The 14,887-nt window shown below is 61.5% G+C and carries 18 protein-coding genes; 1 reads left to right on the top strand and 17 read right to left on the bottom strand.

Annotated features, from left to right (window positions below):
* Positions 1-72: 72 nt before the first annotated feature.
* From N7E02_RS17930 to N7E02_RS17855, 16 genes are all read right to left on the bottom strand, one after another.
* Positions 73-1,245: a hemolysin family protein gene (locus N7E02_RS17930; protein WP_286583666.1), complete on the bottom strand. Its 1,173-nt coding sequence runs from the start codon at positions 1,243-1,245 to the stop codon at positions 73-75.
* A 9-nt stretch (positions 1,246-1,254) separates the two neighbouring features.
* Positions 1,255-1,764: an rRNA maturation RNase YbeY gene (gene ybeY / locus N7E02_RS17925; protein WP_286583665.1), complete on the bottom strand. Its 510-nt coding sequence runs from the start codon at positions 1,762-1,764 to the stop codon at positions 1,255-1,257.
* Positions 1,765-1,784: 20 nt separating this feature from the next.
* Complete coding sequence (locus N7E02_RS17920; protein ID WP_286583664.1) at positions 1,785-2,843, bottom strand: PhoH family protein; 1,059 nt, start codon at positions 2,841-2,843, stop codon at positions 1,785-1,787.
* Between the two features lie 24 nt (positions 2,844-2,867).
* The gene (gene miaB, locus N7E02_RS17915; protein ID WP_286583663.1) at positions 2,868-4,187 is read right to left on the bottom strand and encodes a tRNA (N6-isopentenyl adenosine(37)-C2)-methylthiotransferase MiaB; all 1,320 of its coding nucleotides are present in this window, start codon (positions 4,185-4,187) and stop codon (positions 2,868-2,870) included.
* Between the two features lie 203 nt (positions 4,188-4,390).
* Complete coding sequence (locus N7E02_RS17910) at positions 4,391-5,053, bottom strand: DedA family protein (protein ID WP_286583662.1); 663 nt, start codon at positions 5,051-5,053, stop codon at positions 4,391-4,393.
* An 80-nt stretch (positions 5,054-5,133) separates the two neighbouring features.
* Complete coding sequence (gene olsA, locus N7E02_RS17905; protein ID WP_286583661.1) at positions 5,134-5,967, bottom strand: lyso-ornithine lipid O-acyltransferase; 834 nt, start codon at positions 5,965-5,967, stop codon at positions 5,134-5,136.
* A gap of 12 nt (positions 5,968-5,979) precedes the next feature.
* Entirely contained in the window at positions 5,980-6,408 is a 429-nt protein-coding gene (locus N7E02_RS17900; RefSeq protein ID WP_286583660.1) for a Fur family transcriptional regulator, read from the bottom strand.
* Between the two features lie 39 nt (positions 6,409-6,447).
* The gene (locus N7E02_RS17895) at positions 6,448-6,942 is read right to left on the bottom strand and encodes a GNAT family N-acetyltransferase (RefSeq protein WP_286583658.1); all 495 of its coding nucleotides are present in this window, start codon (positions 6,940-6,942) and stop codon (positions 6,448-6,450) included.
* 3 nt (positions 6,943-6,945) lie between these two features.
* On the bottom strand, positions 6,946-7,611 hold the full coding sequence (gene tsaB / locus N7E02_RS17890) for a tRNA (adenosine(37)-N6)-threonylcarbamoyltransferase complex dimerization subunit type 1 TsaB (protein ID WP_286583656.1): 666 nt from the start codon (positions 7,609-7,611) through the stop codon (positions 6,946-6,948).
* A gap of 18 nt (positions 7,612-7,629) precedes the next feature.
* On the bottom strand, positions 7,630-8,196 hold the full coding sequence (locus N7E02_RS17885; protein WP_286583654.1) for a NifU family protein: 567 nt from the start codon (positions 8,194-8,196) through the stop codon (positions 7,630-7,632).
* Positions 8,197-8,310: 114 nt separating this feature from the next.
* Positions 8,311-8,802 carry a universal stress protein gene (locus N7E02_RS17880; protein ID WP_092996558.1) on the bottom strand — a complete coding sequence of 164 codons (492 nt, stop codon included), beginning with the start codon at positions 8,800-8,802 and terminating at the stop codon, positions 8,311-8,313.
* 174 nt (positions 8,803-8,976) lie between these two features.
* The gene (gene trpS / locus N7E02_RS17875) at positions 8,977-10,041 is read right to left on the bottom strand and encodes a tryptophan--tRNA ligase (protein ID WP_092996555.1); all 1,065 of its coding nucleotides are present in this window, start codon (positions 10,039-10,041) and stop codon (positions 8,977-8,979) included.
* A gap of 136 nt (positions 10,042-10,177) precedes the next feature.
* Positions 10,178-10,585: a VOC family protein gene (locus N7E02_RS17870; protein ID WP_286583653.1), complete on the bottom strand. Its 408-nt coding sequence runs from the start codon at positions 10,583-10,585 to the stop codon at positions 10,178-10,180.
* A gap of 647 nt (positions 10,586-11,232) precedes the next feature.
* The gene (locus N7E02_RS17865; RefSeq protein ID WP_286583651.1) at positions 11,233-11,412 is read right to left on the bottom strand and encodes a hypothetical protein; all 180 of its coding nucleotides are present in this window, start codon (positions 11,410-11,412) and stop codon (positions 11,233-11,235) included.
* Positions 11,413-11,501: 89 nt separating this feature from the next.
* Positions 11,502-12,026 carry a hypothetical protein gene (locus N7E02_RS17860; protein ID WP_286583649.1) on the bottom strand — a complete coding sequence of 175 codons (525 nt, stop codon included), beginning with the start codon at positions 12,024-12,026 and terminating at the stop codon, positions 11,502-11,504.
* Between the two features lie 80 nt (positions 12,027-12,106).
* Positions 12,107-12,457, bottom strand: coding sequence for a hypothetical protein (locus tag N7E02_RS17855; RefSeq protein WP_286583648.1), 351 nt, complete (start codon positions 12,455-12,457; stop codon positions 12,107-12,109).
* A gap of 349 nt (positions 12,458-12,806) precedes the next feature.
* Between N7E02_RS17855 and N7E02_RS17850 the strand changes: the two genes are divergently transcribed.
* Positions 12,807-13,274, top strand: a complete 468-nt coding sequence (locus tag N7E02_RS17850) for a YcbK family protein (RefSeq protein WP_374730731.1) — start codon at positions 12,807-12,809, stop codon at positions 13,272-13,274.
* Between the two features lie 28 nt (positions 13,275-13,302).
* Here the strand turns inward: N7E02_RS17850 and murJ are convergent, their stop codons facing one another.
* The gene (murJ, locus tag N7E02_RS17845) at positions 13,303-14,877 is read right to left on the bottom strand and encodes a murein biosynthesis integral membrane protein MurJ (protein WP_286583647.1); all 1,575 of its coding nucleotides are present in this window, start codon (positions 14,875-14,877) and stop codon (positions 13,303-13,305) included.
* Between the last annotated feature and the right edge of the window lie 10 nt (positions 14,878-14,887).

The raw sequence follows: 14,887 nt of genomic DNA, 5'->3' as shown, positions 1-14,887 counted from the left end.
CCCCTTTTGTCCCGAATCAGCAGGGGAGTGTTTCAAAAAAGCCCGCGATGTCGCGGGCTTTGCAGGATCCGATCAGCCTTCCGGCCTTGCTCCCCGGTCTTCCGAGGGCGCCGGAAGCAGCCCGGCAGGGACGGCCGGAGCCGGCAACGCCTCCTCGCCCTTCACCTGACGGCGACGGGCGAGTGCACGCTTGCGGAGTATCCGCACGCGCTTGATACGACGGGGATCAGCCTCGAGGATCTGGAATTCGAAGCCTGGGACGGCCTGGACGACCTCGCCCCGCACGGGGATGCGTCCCAATGCGGAGAAGATCAGTCCGCCGAGCGTGTCGACGTCTTCGAGACGATCGCGAATGTCGAAGTCCGACCCGATCGCCTTGGCGATCTCCTCGAGCTCGACGCGCGCATCGGCGACAAAGATGTCGTCACCGGTCTTGGAGAACATGACCTCGTCGGAATCGTGTTCGTCCTCGACATCGCCGATGACCATTTCCACGATGTCCTCGTGGGACACGAGGCCGTCGGTGCCGCCATATTCGTCGATCACGAGGGCAAGCTGGGTGCGCGCCGCCTGCATGCTGCGCAAAAGATCAGATGCCAGCATGGACGGCGGAACGAAGAGCAATTTGCGGATCAGCCCGGCTTCCGCGACCGTCTGTTCCAGGTTCACACGACCGAGATCGAAGGCCGCTTTCGGCGTCCGGGCAGGTTTTTCGGATTTCTCTATAGTATTTGCAACCTGCGCTGGTGAATTGGCCCTGGAGCTGGTCCGGCGTTTGTTGCGCGCCTGCTTGGCGAGGTAGGACAAAAGGTCGCGGATATGTACAAAACCGCGAGCATCATCGAGATTATCAACGTATACGGGCATGCGGGAGCGCCCGGTTTCCTCGAAATGGATCATCAACTCGCCGATGGTCATGTTCATGTCCACCGCTTCGATGTCGGCGCGGGGCACCATGATGTCCTCGACGCGGACTTCGCGGAAGCGCAGGATGTTGTGCAACATCGCGCGCTCGTCCGGCGAGAAGGCATTGCTGATATTGGTATCGGCCATCAGCGCGTCGGCGAGGTCCTCGCGGAGCTGTTCGCCTTGCGACGGTCGCAGCAGGCGCAGCGCCCGCGACCAGAAGGAATTGCCGGATCTGGATGAGTGTTCGGATCTCGCCGAACTACTGCCCTCGTCCGACGAGGGTGAGTCCGAACTGTCCTTGCCCTCTCGGGCGACATTGCTCGAATAATCGTTCATTGTTCCAAACTACATTATCGGGTCCTGCCCCGCATAGGGGTCAGATAGGCCAAGCACGGCCAAAATACGAGTCTCAAGTGCTTCCATCTCCTCCGCCTCGTCCTTCTCCATGTGGTCGTAACCGAAGAGATGGAGAAAGCCGTGGACCAGAAGATGGGTCAGATGATCGTCGAAACTCTTGTCGAGATCAACCGCCTCGCGCTCGACAGTTTGTCTGGCGATGACGATATCGCCCAGCATCGGGCCTGGCATGCCGCCGGGTTCGAGCGGAAAAGCGGGGAAAGACAAGACGTTGGTCGGCTTGTCCTTGCCGCGCCACTCGGCGTTGATTTCCCGGATGGAATCGTCGTCGGTAAAGACGAGCGACAGTTCCGGAGCCATGTCGGGAAAGGGCTGGGCTTCCTCGCGGGCAAGAAAATCGGCGGCGGCACCCAGCACCCTGCCGCTCAAAGCCTCCAGCACGGCCTCATCCGGCCAGCCGTCGTCTTCCACGCTGATCTGTATGTCTAGCTCGGGCATGAGTTCTGTTTCCGACCAGATTACCGGTCGGAAGCTTCCTCGCTTTCCTCGTGGACGGCATATTGCGCGTCATAGGCCTTGACGATGCGACCGACCAGCGGATGGCGCACGACATCGGTGTCCTTGAAGCGCACGACCGAAAGGCCTTCGACGCCCTTGAGGATCTGCAGCGCCTCGACAAGGCCAGACTTCACACCGCGCGGAAGATCGACCTGGCTCGGGTCGCCGGTGATGATCATGCGGCCGTTTTCGCCCAGACGCGTCAGGAACATCTTCATCTGCATCGATGTCGTGTTCTGCGCCTCGTCGAGGATGATCGCGGCATTGGAGAGCGTGCGACCGCGCATGAAGGCGAGCGGCGCGATCTCGATGACGCCGGCGGTGATCGCCCGATCGACCTTGTCGGCGGGGATCATGTCGTAGAGCGCGTCATAGAGCGGCCGCAGATAGGGATCGACCTTTTCCTTCATGTCACCCGGCAGGAAGCCGAGGCGTTCGCCCGCTTCGACGGCGGGGCGAGTCAGGATGATCTTGTCGACGGCACCGCGCTCGAGAAGCTGGGCAGCGTGGGCGCAGGCGAGATAGGTCTTGCCGGTACCGGCCGGGCCGACGCCGAAGACAAGTTCGGCGCGTTCCAGGGCGCGCATATAGGCGTCCTGGGTGGGTGTGCGGGCCTGGATGGTCTTCTTGCGGGTGGAAATCTGCGCCATGGATAGTTTTGCCTTGCGCTCCAAGGTCGGAAGCGTCAGCTGGTCGTCTGCGGCCTGCGCCATGCGGATTGCGCCTTCGACATCGGATGCTTCCACGGAACCGCCCTTCTGCAGTCGCTCATAAAGGAAATCGAGTGCGCGTCTTGCCTGATTGGTGGCAACGACATCACCGGAGATGGAAACGGAATTGCCTCGTGGGCGAGCGTCAATGCCGAGACGCTGTTCAAGAAGCTTGAGGTTCTGGTCGAACTGACCAAAGAGCTCGCTGGCTAACCTGTTATTCTCGAACGTCAAGACGAAGTGGTTGGCATCGGTCGCTGCGGATCGGGGTTGACGCGCTGTGGAAGAAACCAATTCTTGTGCGTTCAAGTAAACAAGCTCCTCACTTGCTGATCAGACCCTGATTAAACTCTCTGCCGGTTCGGCAAACAAGCTGTTCGGGCCAGTTCCGGTGATTCGTACACTGATAATCTCACCGATTTGCGATGTTTTTGCATCAACATTCACAGACTGGAGCCAAGGCGAGCGTCCGATCACCTGTCCCGGCATGCGGCCCGGCTTTTCCAGCAGCAGATCGATGGTCTTTCCAACGCAGGATGTGGCGAATTCGGCCTGCTGTTTCAAGAGCAGCGCCTGCAATCGCTCCAGACGTTCGGTCTTCACCTCCTCGGCCACATGATCCGGCAGATCCGCGCCCGGTGTGCCGGGGCGGCTCGAATATTTGAAGGAGAAGGCCGAGGCGTAATTCACATCTTCGACGATCTTCAGCGTGTCCTCGAAATCCCGATCCGTCTCGCCGGGGAAGCCGACGATGAAATCGCCCGACATGGCGATATCCGGCCGGGCCGCGCGGATGCGCTCGATCAGGCGCAGATATTCCGCGCCGGTGTGGCGGCGGTTCATGGCTTTCAGGATGCGGTCGGAGCCTGCCTGCACCGGCAGATGCAGATAGGGCATGAGATTGCGCAGATCGCGATGGGCCTCGATCAGGCGATCATCCATGTCGCGCGGATGGCTGGTCGTGTAGCGAAGCCGGGCAAGACCCGGGACATCGGCCAGACGGTAGAGAAGATCGGCAAGCCCGAGCTCCCTACCCTTTTCGTCTGCAGAGCGCCAAGCATTGACGTTCTGGCCGAGCAGCGTGATCTCACGGACACCGGCATCGACCAAGCGCTTGGCCTCATCGATGATCTGGCTGACCGGACGGGACACTTCGGAGCCGCGCGTATAGGGCACGACACAGAAGGTGCAGAACTTGTCGCAGCCTTCCTGCACGGTGAGGAAGGAGGTGACGCCGCGCGAGCGGATGACCTTCTTTTCGGTTGCGGGAAGATGGGCGAACTTGTCCTCGACCGCATATTCGGTATCGACGACGCGCTCACCGGCGCGGGCTTTTTTCAGCGCATCCGGCAGGCGGTGATAGGTCTGCGGGCCGATGACCACGTCGACGGCCGGCGCGCGGCGGATGATCTCCTCGCCTTCGGCCTGGGCGACGCAGCCTGCGACGCCGATCATGAATTCGCGGCCCTCGGCGGCACGGGTCTTCTTCATCTCGCGCAAGCGGCCGAGTGCGGAATAAACCTTCTCCGCCGCCTTTTCGCGGATGTGACAGGTGTTGAGCAGAACGAGATCCGCCTCATCCATGTCTTCCGTCGTCACGTATCCCTCGCCCGCCAGGGCATCGCCCATGCGGGTGGAATCGTAGACGTTCATCTGACAGCCGTAGGTCTTGATGAAGACCTTGCGCGCATTGCTGCGCGTGTCGGGACAGTTGACCGGCTCTTCGGTCGGTGCGGAAAGGAGACGTGTTCGTTCATGGCTGGCTCATACAGCAAGACGGGCGCGAGTTGAAGCATTTCATATGAGGCCGAATAGCCTGAGCGGTCACAGCTGTCGTGCGAAGCATCGTGCCTGGTTCAGCCGCTCGCAGGCATCTTTCGTCTGCGCCACCGGCGCCAGACCACGAAGGCCAAGCTTTCCACGATCATCAACACGATCAGCAGTTCAAGCGCCAGCTCCGAGACATTGCCGTCGAAGGAAAAGCGCGCGCAGACATAGCCGATGAAGAAGAAGAGCGAGTTCCAGACGGCGACGCCGAGACCAGCCGCCAGCGCAAACGGACCGGGCTTTACCTTGAGGAGACCCGCAATGGCCGGAGCGACCAGCCTGACGGTCGGCACGAGCTGGGCGGTGAAGGACAGTGCTGCCTGATTGGTACGGAAATAGGAGATCATCTTCTGCACCTTGTCCGACGAGGTTCCGAACAGGAGCGCAAAGCGCGTGAGGAAGCGGAACGAGCGCTCTTCGGACACGCTCGCGGCGCAGAAATAATAGATAGACCCGCCGATATAGCTGCCGGCGATCGCGGCGATCAGGGCGGCGGCGGGCGACCATGCGCCCGATTCCGCGCCGATGCCGACGGCCGCCATGATGGCGTAGGAGGGAAAGATCGGGATGATACGTTCCGAAAAACGATGAGAAAGACCCCGAACAGGCCGTATTCCGCCGACCAGTGTATCAGCTGTCCAAGTGGATCCATGATGCTTCCAGATGCCGTCAAATGCTTGAGATGCTGCCATGGCTGGACTTCAGGCCCGGCTGCCTTGAGGAAAGCCGCTCAGCCGCAAATGGCGAACGACACCTCTCACTCAATATAGGTTCACTTTATGCTGGCGCCATCGGCGTCCCCGTCATTCGCGTCGTATTCGCGCTGACGCAGATGGCGGATCAGCATGCGGCGCAGCTGGGCGGTGACGTTCTGGCTCAGATGCTTGCGGTTGTCGCCCGCCTTGAAATCGATCGTATCGCCGAAGGCGACGTCAACGTCGAGTGCGCCTTCCTTCATCACGCCGAGAAGATGCGGGGCAAGCTCGATATCCCCCGGCCACGCGGCAAGCGGGCGGTGGAAGCGCCCCATCGCCATGCCGTGAACGCGGGTATAGGCGAGCGTCACGGGCTGGACATGCACCAGATTGCCAGGCGTTGCGGGTGCAGCCGCCGCAGCAGCGCCGAACAGCGACGACTTCACCTCCATCAGGCGGTTGCCGTCGGACGTCGTGCCCTCCGGAAAGAGGACGACAATTTCGCCGGCATTCATGCGAGCGGCAATCTCGTTGACCTGATCACCGGTGCGGCGCTTTTCCTCGCGCACCACAAAGATGCATTTCTGCAGCTTGGCGAGGGTGCCAAAAATCGGCCAATCCGCCACCTCCGCCTTGGCGATGAAAATCACGTCGGCGACAGCGCCGAGGACGAGAATGTCCTTCCACGACACATGGTTGGCGGCGAGCATCAGCGGGCGGCGCCGCTCTAGATGGCCGTGGGTGCGGATGCGGATGCCGAGCAGCCAGCAGGCCGAACGATGCCAGAGCCGCGGCACGTAGCGGCGGATCTTGAGATCGAAGGCAAGCCCCACGAGCTGGAACGGCAAGAGGACCAGCGTGACCGCCACGAGACAGACGATGATCAGGCCGATCCGGATGTTGGTGATCACCGCAGGTCGTTCCTACTCGTCGTCCTTGTCGAGCGGGATGCCGTAAAGCTCCAACCGATGTCCGACCAGACGAAAGCCGTGTTCGCGGGCGATCCGCTCCTGCAGCGCCTCGATTTCCGGCGAGTTGAACTCGATGACATGGCCGGTGTTCAAGTCGATCATGTGATCGTGATGCTCTTCCGGCACGGTCTCGTAGCGGGACCGGCCGTCACGAAAATCGTGACGCTCGATGATTCCCTCGTCCTCGAACAGTTTTACCGTTCGGTAGACGGTCGAGATGGAGATGCGCGGATCAACCTTGGACGAGCGGCGATACAGCTCCTCGACGTCCGGATGGTCGTCGGAATCCTGCAGGATCCGGGCAATCACCCGGCGCTGCTCCGTCATGCGCATGCCCTTCTCGGCACACAATTCTTCCAGTGTCTTGGAAAGGTCCGTCATGACGTCCCGGCCCCCTTGAATGTTCGTTGAAAGTAGGGACTAGCGAAGAACTCGGCTCATGACAAGCGCCGCCGTCCGCCTGCCATCGGCCCCTGTGTAATAGGCCGGCCGCTCGGCGATCCGGGCAAAACCGAGCTTGCCATAGAGCGCCACCGCCGCCGCATTTTCCGCCTCGACTTCGAGAAACATGCTGTCTGCCCCGCGCGACGAAGCCTCACGCAATGCCGCCTGCATCAACCGCCAGCCGAGACCCTGGCGACCGAATTTTTCGGAGACCGCGACCGTCAGAATTTCCGCTTCCCCGCCGCCTCGCGGCTCAGGACAGAATCCGGCCATGGGCCTCGAAAAGAAGGCATTGGTCTGGCGGGCGACAAAGCCGAAGACGGTTTCCTGCATCAGGAGGTTCTGGAACTCGCCGTCGCTCCACTGGCGCGGGAAGCGGAACCCGTGCAGTTCCGAAATCTCGCGGCAATCGGCCCCTTCCATGGGCACGACCTCGAAGAACGGCTTCCAGCTCAGATAGTCGTCGAACATCGCCTACACTCTTGCCAGCGCAAATCCGGTCTGCGGCTTGGCATCCGGTCCGCGCAGATAAAGCGGCTTCGGCCTGCCCTCGCCCGCATCCTTGGCCGCTCCAATGCGTGCCACGGTGCCGATATCGAAACGGTCCGGCGTTGCCGGCTTGTCGGAGGCCTCGCCGGAGATGTTACCGCTCCACGAGCCTGTCGCCTGCGCCGAGATGGATGCCACGAGCTGACGGACACCATCGGCAGAAAGTGCCGCCGCTTCGTTGAGCGCCAGGCCTTCCGGCGAGAAAGCCTGAGCGTAGATTTCCTCGCGCTTGGCATCCATGGTCACGACGACAGGGTTGCCGGGATTGCCTGCCAGATAGCTGCCCGCAAGCGTTTCCAGCGTGGTGACGCCGACGCATTCGATGCCGAGCGACAGGGCAAAGCCTCGGGCCGCCGCCACGCCGACACGGATGCCGGTAAACGATCCGGGGCCGATGACCACCGCGATGCGGCCAACGCCATGGAGATCGACCGAGGCCTCTTCCAACGCGTGGTCGATGACGGCCATCAGGCGTTCGGCATGGCCCTTGCCGATCTCCTCGGAAACGGCGGAGAGCAACTTGTTCGACGAACCGTCGTAGACAGCCGCAGAACAGTCAATTCCCGCGGTGTCGATGGCCAGGGTGATCATGGATGCATTCGCCGGACGTCAGAGCGCCTCGACGGCCTGCACTTCGGGAACGAAGTGCTTGAGCAGGTTCTGCACGCCGTGCTTCAGCGTCGCCGTCGACGACGGGCAGCCGGAGCAGGCGCCCTTCATGTTGAGATAGACGGTGCCGTCCTTGAAGCCCTTGAAGGTGATGTCGCCGCCATCCTGCGCAACGGCCGGACGAACGCGGGTCTCCAAGAGTTCCTTGATCGTGGCGACGAGGGTTTCGTCACCTTCCTCGAAGAACTCGCCTTCCTCATCCAGATCTTCCGCCATGGACGAGCCACCGCCCATGATCGGCTGGCCGGACATGAAGTGTTCCATGATCGATCCGAGGACCGCCGGCTTCAGATGCTGCCATTCCGAATTGGACTTGGTGACGGTGATGAAGTCATAGCCGAAATAGACGCCGGTGACGCCAGGCACGTTGAACAGGCGCGCGGCGAGCGGCGAAGCGTCGGCTTCGTCGGCATTGCGGAACTCAGCCGTGCCTTTTTCGAGAACCACCTTGCCGGGGAGGAACTTCAGCGTCGCCGGGTTCGGCGTGGTTTCCGTCTGAATGAACATGGGTCGTGCTCCTGGCCGGCGAGCGGCACTAAGTTTAGAATTCTTCCAAAGAAGATAAACTTTCTCATCTTTGGGTTCAAGTGCGCCTTTGCAATCTCCCGGTCAATAGCGAGATCATGCCAGTGCGTCGATTTCCTCGTCGGACAGTGTATCAGGCAGAACGGTGACGGGGATGGGGAAAGCCGTGCCGCGACCGCCGATGGCGGAAACGAGCGGACCCGGGCCTTCCTTGGCCGAACCGGCGGCGAGAACGAGGACGGCGATGTCGCGATCCTCCTCCACCAGCGCATTGATCTGCTCGGTGGCGCTGCCTTCACGGATCACGATTTCGGGATCGATACCGATCGCCTCACGCACCTTCTGGGCGGACTTGGCCATCACGGCTTCGGCCTGTTCCATGGCCTCGGCGCGCATGATCTGCTCGACGCCGAGCCATTGCTGAAAGTCGCCTTCCGGGATGATGTAGAGAAGCACGAGGCCGCCATTGGAATTCTTGGCGCGGCGACCGGCATAGTGGACCGCCTTCTCGCATTCGGGCGTGCCGTCGATGACGGCCATGAATTTGCGCCTGTGTCCTTCCAGCCGCGAAAGTCTCTTGGAAACCATGGCGTCCCCTCATTGCCCGTATTTTCGGCCCATATGCCCGACCGAAGCGGTCGCGTCGCGGACCTTATACCAACCCGCAAAAATGAAAACCCGCCGCACCGGGCGGCGGGTCTCACATTCATTTCAATTGAAGATGCGGCATTTCAACTGAAGATCCGGCTTTTCACCGATCGCTCAGCGCAGGAAGCCGATGATGTCGAAGACTTCGTCCATGACCTTGCGGGCACGGGCGCCGGCCCGTTCACCGCCATCCTTGAGGATCGCGTCGATATGGGTCGTGTCGTCGAGAAGACGGCGCATTTCAGCGCTGATCGGGGCCAGGACCTCGACGGCGAGATCGGCAAGCGCCGGCTTGAAGACCGAGAACTGCTGGCCGCCGAATTCGGCAAGGACGTCCGCCTTGGTCTTGTCGGCCAGAGCCGCATAGATGCCGACGAGGTTGTCGGCTTCCGGGCGACCGGCCAGGCCTTCCAGTTCGCTCGGCAGGCCCTCCGGATCGGTCTTGGCCTTGCGGATCTTCTTGGCGATCTCTTCCGGCTCGTCCATCAGGTTGATGCGCGACAGGTCCGACGGGTCGGATTTCGACATCTTCTTGGTGCCGTCGCGCAGCGACATGACGCGCGGCGCCGGGCCACCGATCAGCGGCTCGACCAGCGGGAAATAACCGTGGATAGGCTCTTCGCCGACGACCATGTCGACGCCGGTGCCGGTCGTGCGGATCTTCTCCTGGAAGTCGATATTGAACTTCTGGGCGATGTCGCGGGCAAGTTCGAGATGCTGCTTCTGGTCGTCGCCGACCGGAACGTGGGTCGCGCGATAGACGAGGATGTCGGCGGCCATCAGGCTCGGATAGGCGAGCAGGCCGAGCGAGGCGTTTTCGCGGTCCTTGCCGGCCTTGTCCTTGAACTGGGTCATGCGGTTCATCCAGCCGATGCGGGCGACGCAGTTGAACACCCAGGCAAGTTCGGCATGCTGCGGCACGGCCGACTGGTTGAATACGATGTGTTTTACCGGGTCGATGCCGGAGGCGATGAATGCGGCGGCGATCGAACGGATCTGGCCGCGCAGGTCGTCATGCACGAGTTGGGCAGTGATGGCATGCAGGTCGACGACGCAGTAGATGCAGTCGTTGTTTTCCTGCAGGGCGACGAACTTGCGGATCGCGCCGAGATAATTGCCGAGATGGAGATTGCCGGTGGGCTGCACTCCGGAAAAGACGAGCGGCTTGAAGCTATTCATAATGTCCTCGAACAGGCGGTTGGAAGGCCCCAGGCCCTGGATTCCGCGATACCGAGAGGTGTGATGATCTCCGGCGGCCGCGGCCCGCGGGCCATGTAGCTAACGCCGCGCTCTAAGCACAGCCGGCGGGGCGGAATCAAGTGGCAGTTTCATCGGCATGCTGGATGAGATCCCAGAGATTGCCATAGAGATCGGCAAACACGGCGACCGTGCCATAGGCTTCGTGCCGCGGCTCCTCGATGAAGCGGACGCCCTTTGCCTGGAACGCGCCGTGATCGCGGGAAAAATCATCGGTCTTCAGGAAGAAGCCGACGCGACCGGCCGTCTGGTTACCGATCGCGGCCACCTCCTCGTCGCCATCGGCGCGGGCGAGCAGGAGTGCAGCACCCTGCCCGCCTTTCGGCCTGACCACGACCCAGCGCTTGCCCTCCGGCAGCGGCCCGTCGAAGGTGCAGTCGAAGCCCAGCACGTCGCAATAGAAGGCCTTGGCGCGGTCGTAGTCATCGACGATGAGGGTGACGAGAAAGATCGAATTGCTGGACATGAAAACTCCGGGGCTTCAAAGAGTCTGAACGGTAGTGATACGAGATGCGGAATATTGGGCAGAGTCCGCCCTTGGCGATCTTGGCATTTCGAATTTCGGCCGGGACACGTCGGGTGCCTCGAATTGAATTTTTATATGTGACACTCGGCGTGTCCCGTTCGGTGTGTTTTTCCACGCAACTCCGGTCCGTCTAGGGCGGCAGGTCTTATGTCCTTGCGGACTGCCGGCCGGTTTGTGTGCGACACACGCACGCCTCCTCATAAAAGGAGAGGCAGACCATTTTCTGCGCAGCCCCGGGTGTCCCGCTTGCATCACTGCGGTCCATCCGATCACCGATCCCACCTCGCCGGCAATGCTGACCGGTGTAGCCGAAGCGGAACGGGAGGATTGTAGGCATGGGGCAAAAGGGCGGGGATGAAGTGGGGGAAGATTTTCTGCGGCGCCTTCCTCTCCCTCCTGCGGGAGAGGAAGAAAAATCAGCATCTTAGCTCGAAGAGGTAAGTGCTAGATTTTTCAGGAGAGGGGCAAGTTCGTCCTCTGCAACCAGGCCCCTCTCTTGGAATTTCTAGCACTTAGCTGAAGCTAAGATGCTGAAATTCCATTCTCCCCCGCCAAGGGGAGAAAGAGCCGGCCCTACCGTACACCCCTTACAAGGACGAGATCTTGTCTGTCAGGGCGACCCAGCCGCCGGGTTCCATGATCAGGGCGGCGACGTCGTATCTGCCGAGGACCGCGAGTGCCGAGCGGCGGGTGAAGAGTTCGGCGACAAGTTTCGTCGCCGGGCCGGCGTCGCGGTGGAAATAAAAGCTCTGGCGGGCTTCGTGCACCACCCGGTCGAGTTCGGCCGATGGCAGGCGGCTGGCCGGCGGGTTATGGGCTTCGAGCGCTTCACGGGCGGCGGACAGGCCCTTGCCTTTCAGGCGCGGGGGCGGTCGTGTTCGCGCAGCATCTCATTGGCCTGCCGTAGATTCTTGCCGGTTAGGCGCGGCGGCTTGCGGCGGGCGAGATAGTTGTCGCGGTCGAGAAATTCTTCGGGATCGAGCCGGTGCATGCGGCACCAGGCCCGGAACTGCTCCTGGTAGGCGAGCCAGTGGATCTCCAGCGCAAGACTGGCGCAATCGCGGGCATGGAAAGCTTTGTCGAAGGTCTTTGCCGCAGACGTCGCACCATTTACGGCACCGGTGACGGCCGAAGTGATGATTTCGCCAAGCACCGGGATCGAGCCCGTCACAAGCTTGGTGCCCTCGATGCCCGACTTGTGGACTTTTACCTTGATGACTTCCCTGACCAGCTCCGACAGTGAGACGCCGGTCTGCGGACCGGGATCCAAGGCATCGATTTCTTTCGCCAGGATTTTCAGCTGGGTGAGATGCGCGGCTGTCGACCCGGTCGTGTTGGCCTGCTTGGCGATCGAAAGCGCGTTGACCGGGAGATGGCCCATGGAGGCGGCGACCGCCACCGAGCCGGCAATGCCGACGCCGTTGCCGCCGACTTCCTTGATCCGCCGGCGCTGCAGGTATTTCAGCGTTGCCGGGCTTTCCGTCGTGATGTCGCCCTTGCTGTGCCCATGAGCAACGAAACGGGGATTGGGGGAACCTCGATCTTGGCATTGCCCTTGGCCTTGTAGCCGTTTTGTGCGCCTTGGGCTGCATGCTGAGCAAGCCCGGCATAACCGACGCTCTGGCCGCCGTTCGCCGTGCCGAAGGCGACGTCGAGGCAGGTCATGACGATGTCGGTGATGGCGAGCGGCGCATCCTTCTTGTCGTACTTGCCCTTCTTGTCCGCAGCCGCCGCGACGGCGTCCTGGCCCCGCGAACTTGAAGCGCGCGAAAAGGGATTGGAGAGGGAAATGTCCTTGGAAAATCCAAACATGGTAACAGCCTCTTATGGAGGAGCTGGCACCAGTCGGGCAGTGCCACATCCGTATGAAATCATCTGATGTACCGCTGAACTATGGCCAGCCTCCGAAGGTGCGTCAACCTTGAGTTTTGCAACAATTTTCTAACAAAGAAAAACGGCGGTATACGCCAAATAGAAGCGTTACCCGCCACAGACTTGGTTAACGACTATTAAGACTTAAGATCAAGAAATCCCAATTTAGAGTAAATTGCTCCTTATTCACGTCACTTTTCAGAAAGAAATACCCCGACACACAAGTCGACCTGTTTTGAGGACAGGTCCTTTCCCAGGGGATTTCCATGCGCATCTTTTTCGCGTCGCGCTGGCCTGCCTTTTGGCATTCAGTTTGAACGTCAACGCCGAGGCCGCAGGCAAGAACGACAAACGCCGCGGCACCAGCTTCAAGCACGACTATTCCGCCTTCTATACCGTCCAGCGCGTCAGCGTTCGCACCGGCTGTTTTCCCGAAAAGCTGGAGGCGATCCTTGCCCATATCGCCAAGCAGACCGGCCACAAGCCGATGGTGACATCCGGCCACCGCCCGCGCTCCGGCACGTCACAACATAGCCGCTGTTACGCCGCAGACATCCGCGTGCCGGGTGTCTCAGAAAAACGCATCCTGGCGGCCGCCCGCACCGCGCCGGGCATCGGCGGCATCGGCCGCTACTGTAACGGCATCGTGCATGTGGATATCGGCCCAAGCCGGACCTGGGCCCATTGCGGCAAGAAGGGCAAGGGAAGCCTTGCGAACCTGAAGCGCAGGAACAAGAGCAAGGGCGGCGAGAGCTGATCAAGGCGGCGTTAAGCCGCCTTCGCCCTTATGCCGAGGCCTTCGGCTTGCGCTTGAGATTGCGGCGGATCATGCCGAGATCGGCGCCGCCGATCAGGAATGCCACGCTGAAATAGACGACCATCGCAATGGCGATGAGCACGCCGAGTGCGGCAACCTGGCTCAAGAGATGCGAGCCGGGTGACAGCCAGGGGCCGGCATAGGGCAGAGCGTAGATCAGCGCCGCGGCCATGATACCGGCCGAGACAATCAGCAGCACCGTGCGCTTTGCAAGCTGCCATTCCCAGGCGAGATGGCCACGCCAGACGAGCGTGGTGAACAGAAGAACGGTATTGATCCAGCCGGCGGTCGCCTCGGCGGTCGCGATGCCGCGTTCGGCCAGAAGCGGGAAGAGCGAAATGGCGAGGCCAGAATTGACGACGACCGCGAGCATGGTGAAGCGCATCGGCGTCCTGGTGTCCTCGCGGGCGTAGAAGCCCGGCTGCAGCGCCTTGATCATAACGAAGCCCGGGAGACCGAGGCCGTAGATGGCCAGAATGCCGGCGACGACCGCCGTATTTTCCGCCGAGAACGCGCCGCGCTCATAGAGCACGCGAATGATCGCATCCGACAGGACCCAGAGGCCGGCGGCGGCCGGCAGCGTCAGGAACAGGACGAATTCGATCGAGCGGTTCTGGATATTGGCCGCCTCCTTCAACTGTCCGCCCTTCAGCGCCCGAGACAGTTCCGGCAAGAGCACGACACCGACGGCCACGCCGACGACGCCGAGCGGTAGCTGGTAGATGCGGTCGGCATATTGAAGCGCCGCGATCGCGCCTTCCTTGCCGGACGCGATTGCCTGGCCGATGATCTGGTTGATCTGGGTGACGCCGCCGGTGACGGCGGCCGGCACAGCAAGCCAGAGCAGGCGCTTGACGTTGGGCGTCATGCGCGGGCGGCGGAAGCCGATATTGATGCCGGCATGGCGCACGCCGATATAGACGACGGCAAGCTGCAGCACGCCGGCGACCAGCACGCTCCAGGACAGGTACCAGGCGATATCCCGCGGATCGGCGCCGACCCACAGGCCGTATAGGAGCGCTGCGATCATTACCACGTTGAGGAAAACTGGGGCGATGGCGGCGGCGAAGAAATGATGCAGCGAATTGAGCATGCCGCTCATCATCGCCGTCAGCGACATGCACATGAGATAGGGGAACATGACAGCCGCCATGCGGATGGTCAGCGAAGTCTTTTCCGCATCGTCGGCAAAGCCGGGGGCGATGATCCAGCGGACCAGCCACGGCATCATCAGTTCCATGACGATCGTGATGATCAGAAGCGCCGAAAACAGGACGCCGAAGACTTCCTCGGAAAAGCGTTTTGCGCCCGCGACGCCGTTCGCCTCGATCTCCTTCGAAAAGAGCGGCACGAAGGCGGCGTTGAAGGCGCCTTCGGCAAACAGACGACGGAACAGGTTGGGAAAGCGGAAGGCGGCATAGAAGACGTCAGCCATCGGCCCGGTGCCGAGCGCTGCCGCCATGGCGGTCTCACGGGCAAAGCCGAAGATGCGACTGCCGAGCGTGGCCCCGCCGACGGTCGCGAACTTCTTGACGAGGCTCATCGGTTGCCAC

Origin of the sequence: Terrirhizobium terrae (assembly GCF_030323265.1) — a bacterium.
In the GTDB taxonomy this organism is placed as follows: domain Bacteria; phylum Pseudomonadota; class Alphaproteobacteria; order Rhizobiales; family Rhizobiaceae; genus Neorhizobium.
Note: the sequence above shows the minus strand (reverse complement) of the source record. Positions and strands in the feature narration are given on the sequence as shown.

Excerpts from the sequence above, each read along its gene's own strand:
- N7E02_RS17860 (WP_286583649.1), bottom strand. The coding sequence starts at position 12,026 with ATGGGCCATCTCCCGGTCAACGCGCTTTCGATCGCCAAGCAGGCCAAC.
- ybeY (WP_286583665.1), bottom strand. The coding sequence starts at position 1,764 with ATGCCCGAGCTAGACATACAGATCAGCGTGGAAGACGACGGCTGGCCG.
- trpS (WP_092996555.1), bottom strand. The coding sequence starts at position 10,041 with ATGAATAGCTTCAAGCCGCTCGTCTTTTCCGGAGTGCAGCCCACCGGC.
- N7E02_RS17885 (WP_286583654.1), bottom strand. The coding sequence starts at position 8,196 with ATGTTCATTCAGACGGAAACCACGCCGAACCCGGCGACGCTGAAGTTC.
- N7E02_RS17880 (WP_092996558.1), bottom strand. The coding sequence starts at position 8,802 with ATGGTTTCCAAGAGACTTTCGCGGCTGGAAGGACACAGGCGCAAATTC.
- N7E02_RS17855 (WP_286583648.1), bottom strand. The coding sequence starts at position 12,457 with ATGTTTGGATTTTCCAAGGACATTTCCCTCTCCAATCCCTTTTCGCGC.
- miaB (WP_286583663.1), bottom strand. The coding sequence starts at position 4,187 with ATGAACGTCTACGATTCCACCCGCATGGGCGATGCCCTGGCGGGCGAG.
- N7E02_RS17910 (WP_286583662.1), bottom strand. The coding sequence starts at position 5,053 with ATGGCAGCATCTCAAGCATTTGACGGCATCTGGAAGCATCATGGATCC.
- N7E02_RS17930 (WP_286583666.1), bottom strand. The coding sequence starts at position 1,245 with ATGAACGATTATTCGAGCAATGTCGCCCGAGAGGGCAAGGACAGTTCG.
- N7E02_RS17895 (WP_286583658.1), bottom strand. The coding sequence starts at position 6,942 with ATGTTCGACGACTATCTGAGCTGGAAGCCGTTCTTCGAGGTCGTGCCC.
- N7E02_RS17900 (WP_286583660.1), bottom strand. The coding sequence starts at position 6,408 with ATGACGGACCTTTCCAAGACACTGGAAGAATTGTGTGCCGAGAAGGGC.
- N7E02_RS17870 (WP_286583653.1), bottom strand. The coding sequence starts at position 10,585 with ATGTCCAGCAATTCGATCTTTCTCGTCACCCTCATCGTCGATGACTAC.
- tsaB (WP_286583656.1), bottom strand. The coding sequence starts at position 7,611 with ATGATCACCCTGGCCATCGACACCGCGGGAATTGACTGTTCTGCGGCT.
- murJ (WP_286583647.1), bottom strand. The coding sequence starts at position 14,877 with ATGAGCCTCGTCAAGAAGTTCGCGACCGTCGGCGGGGCCACGCTCGGC.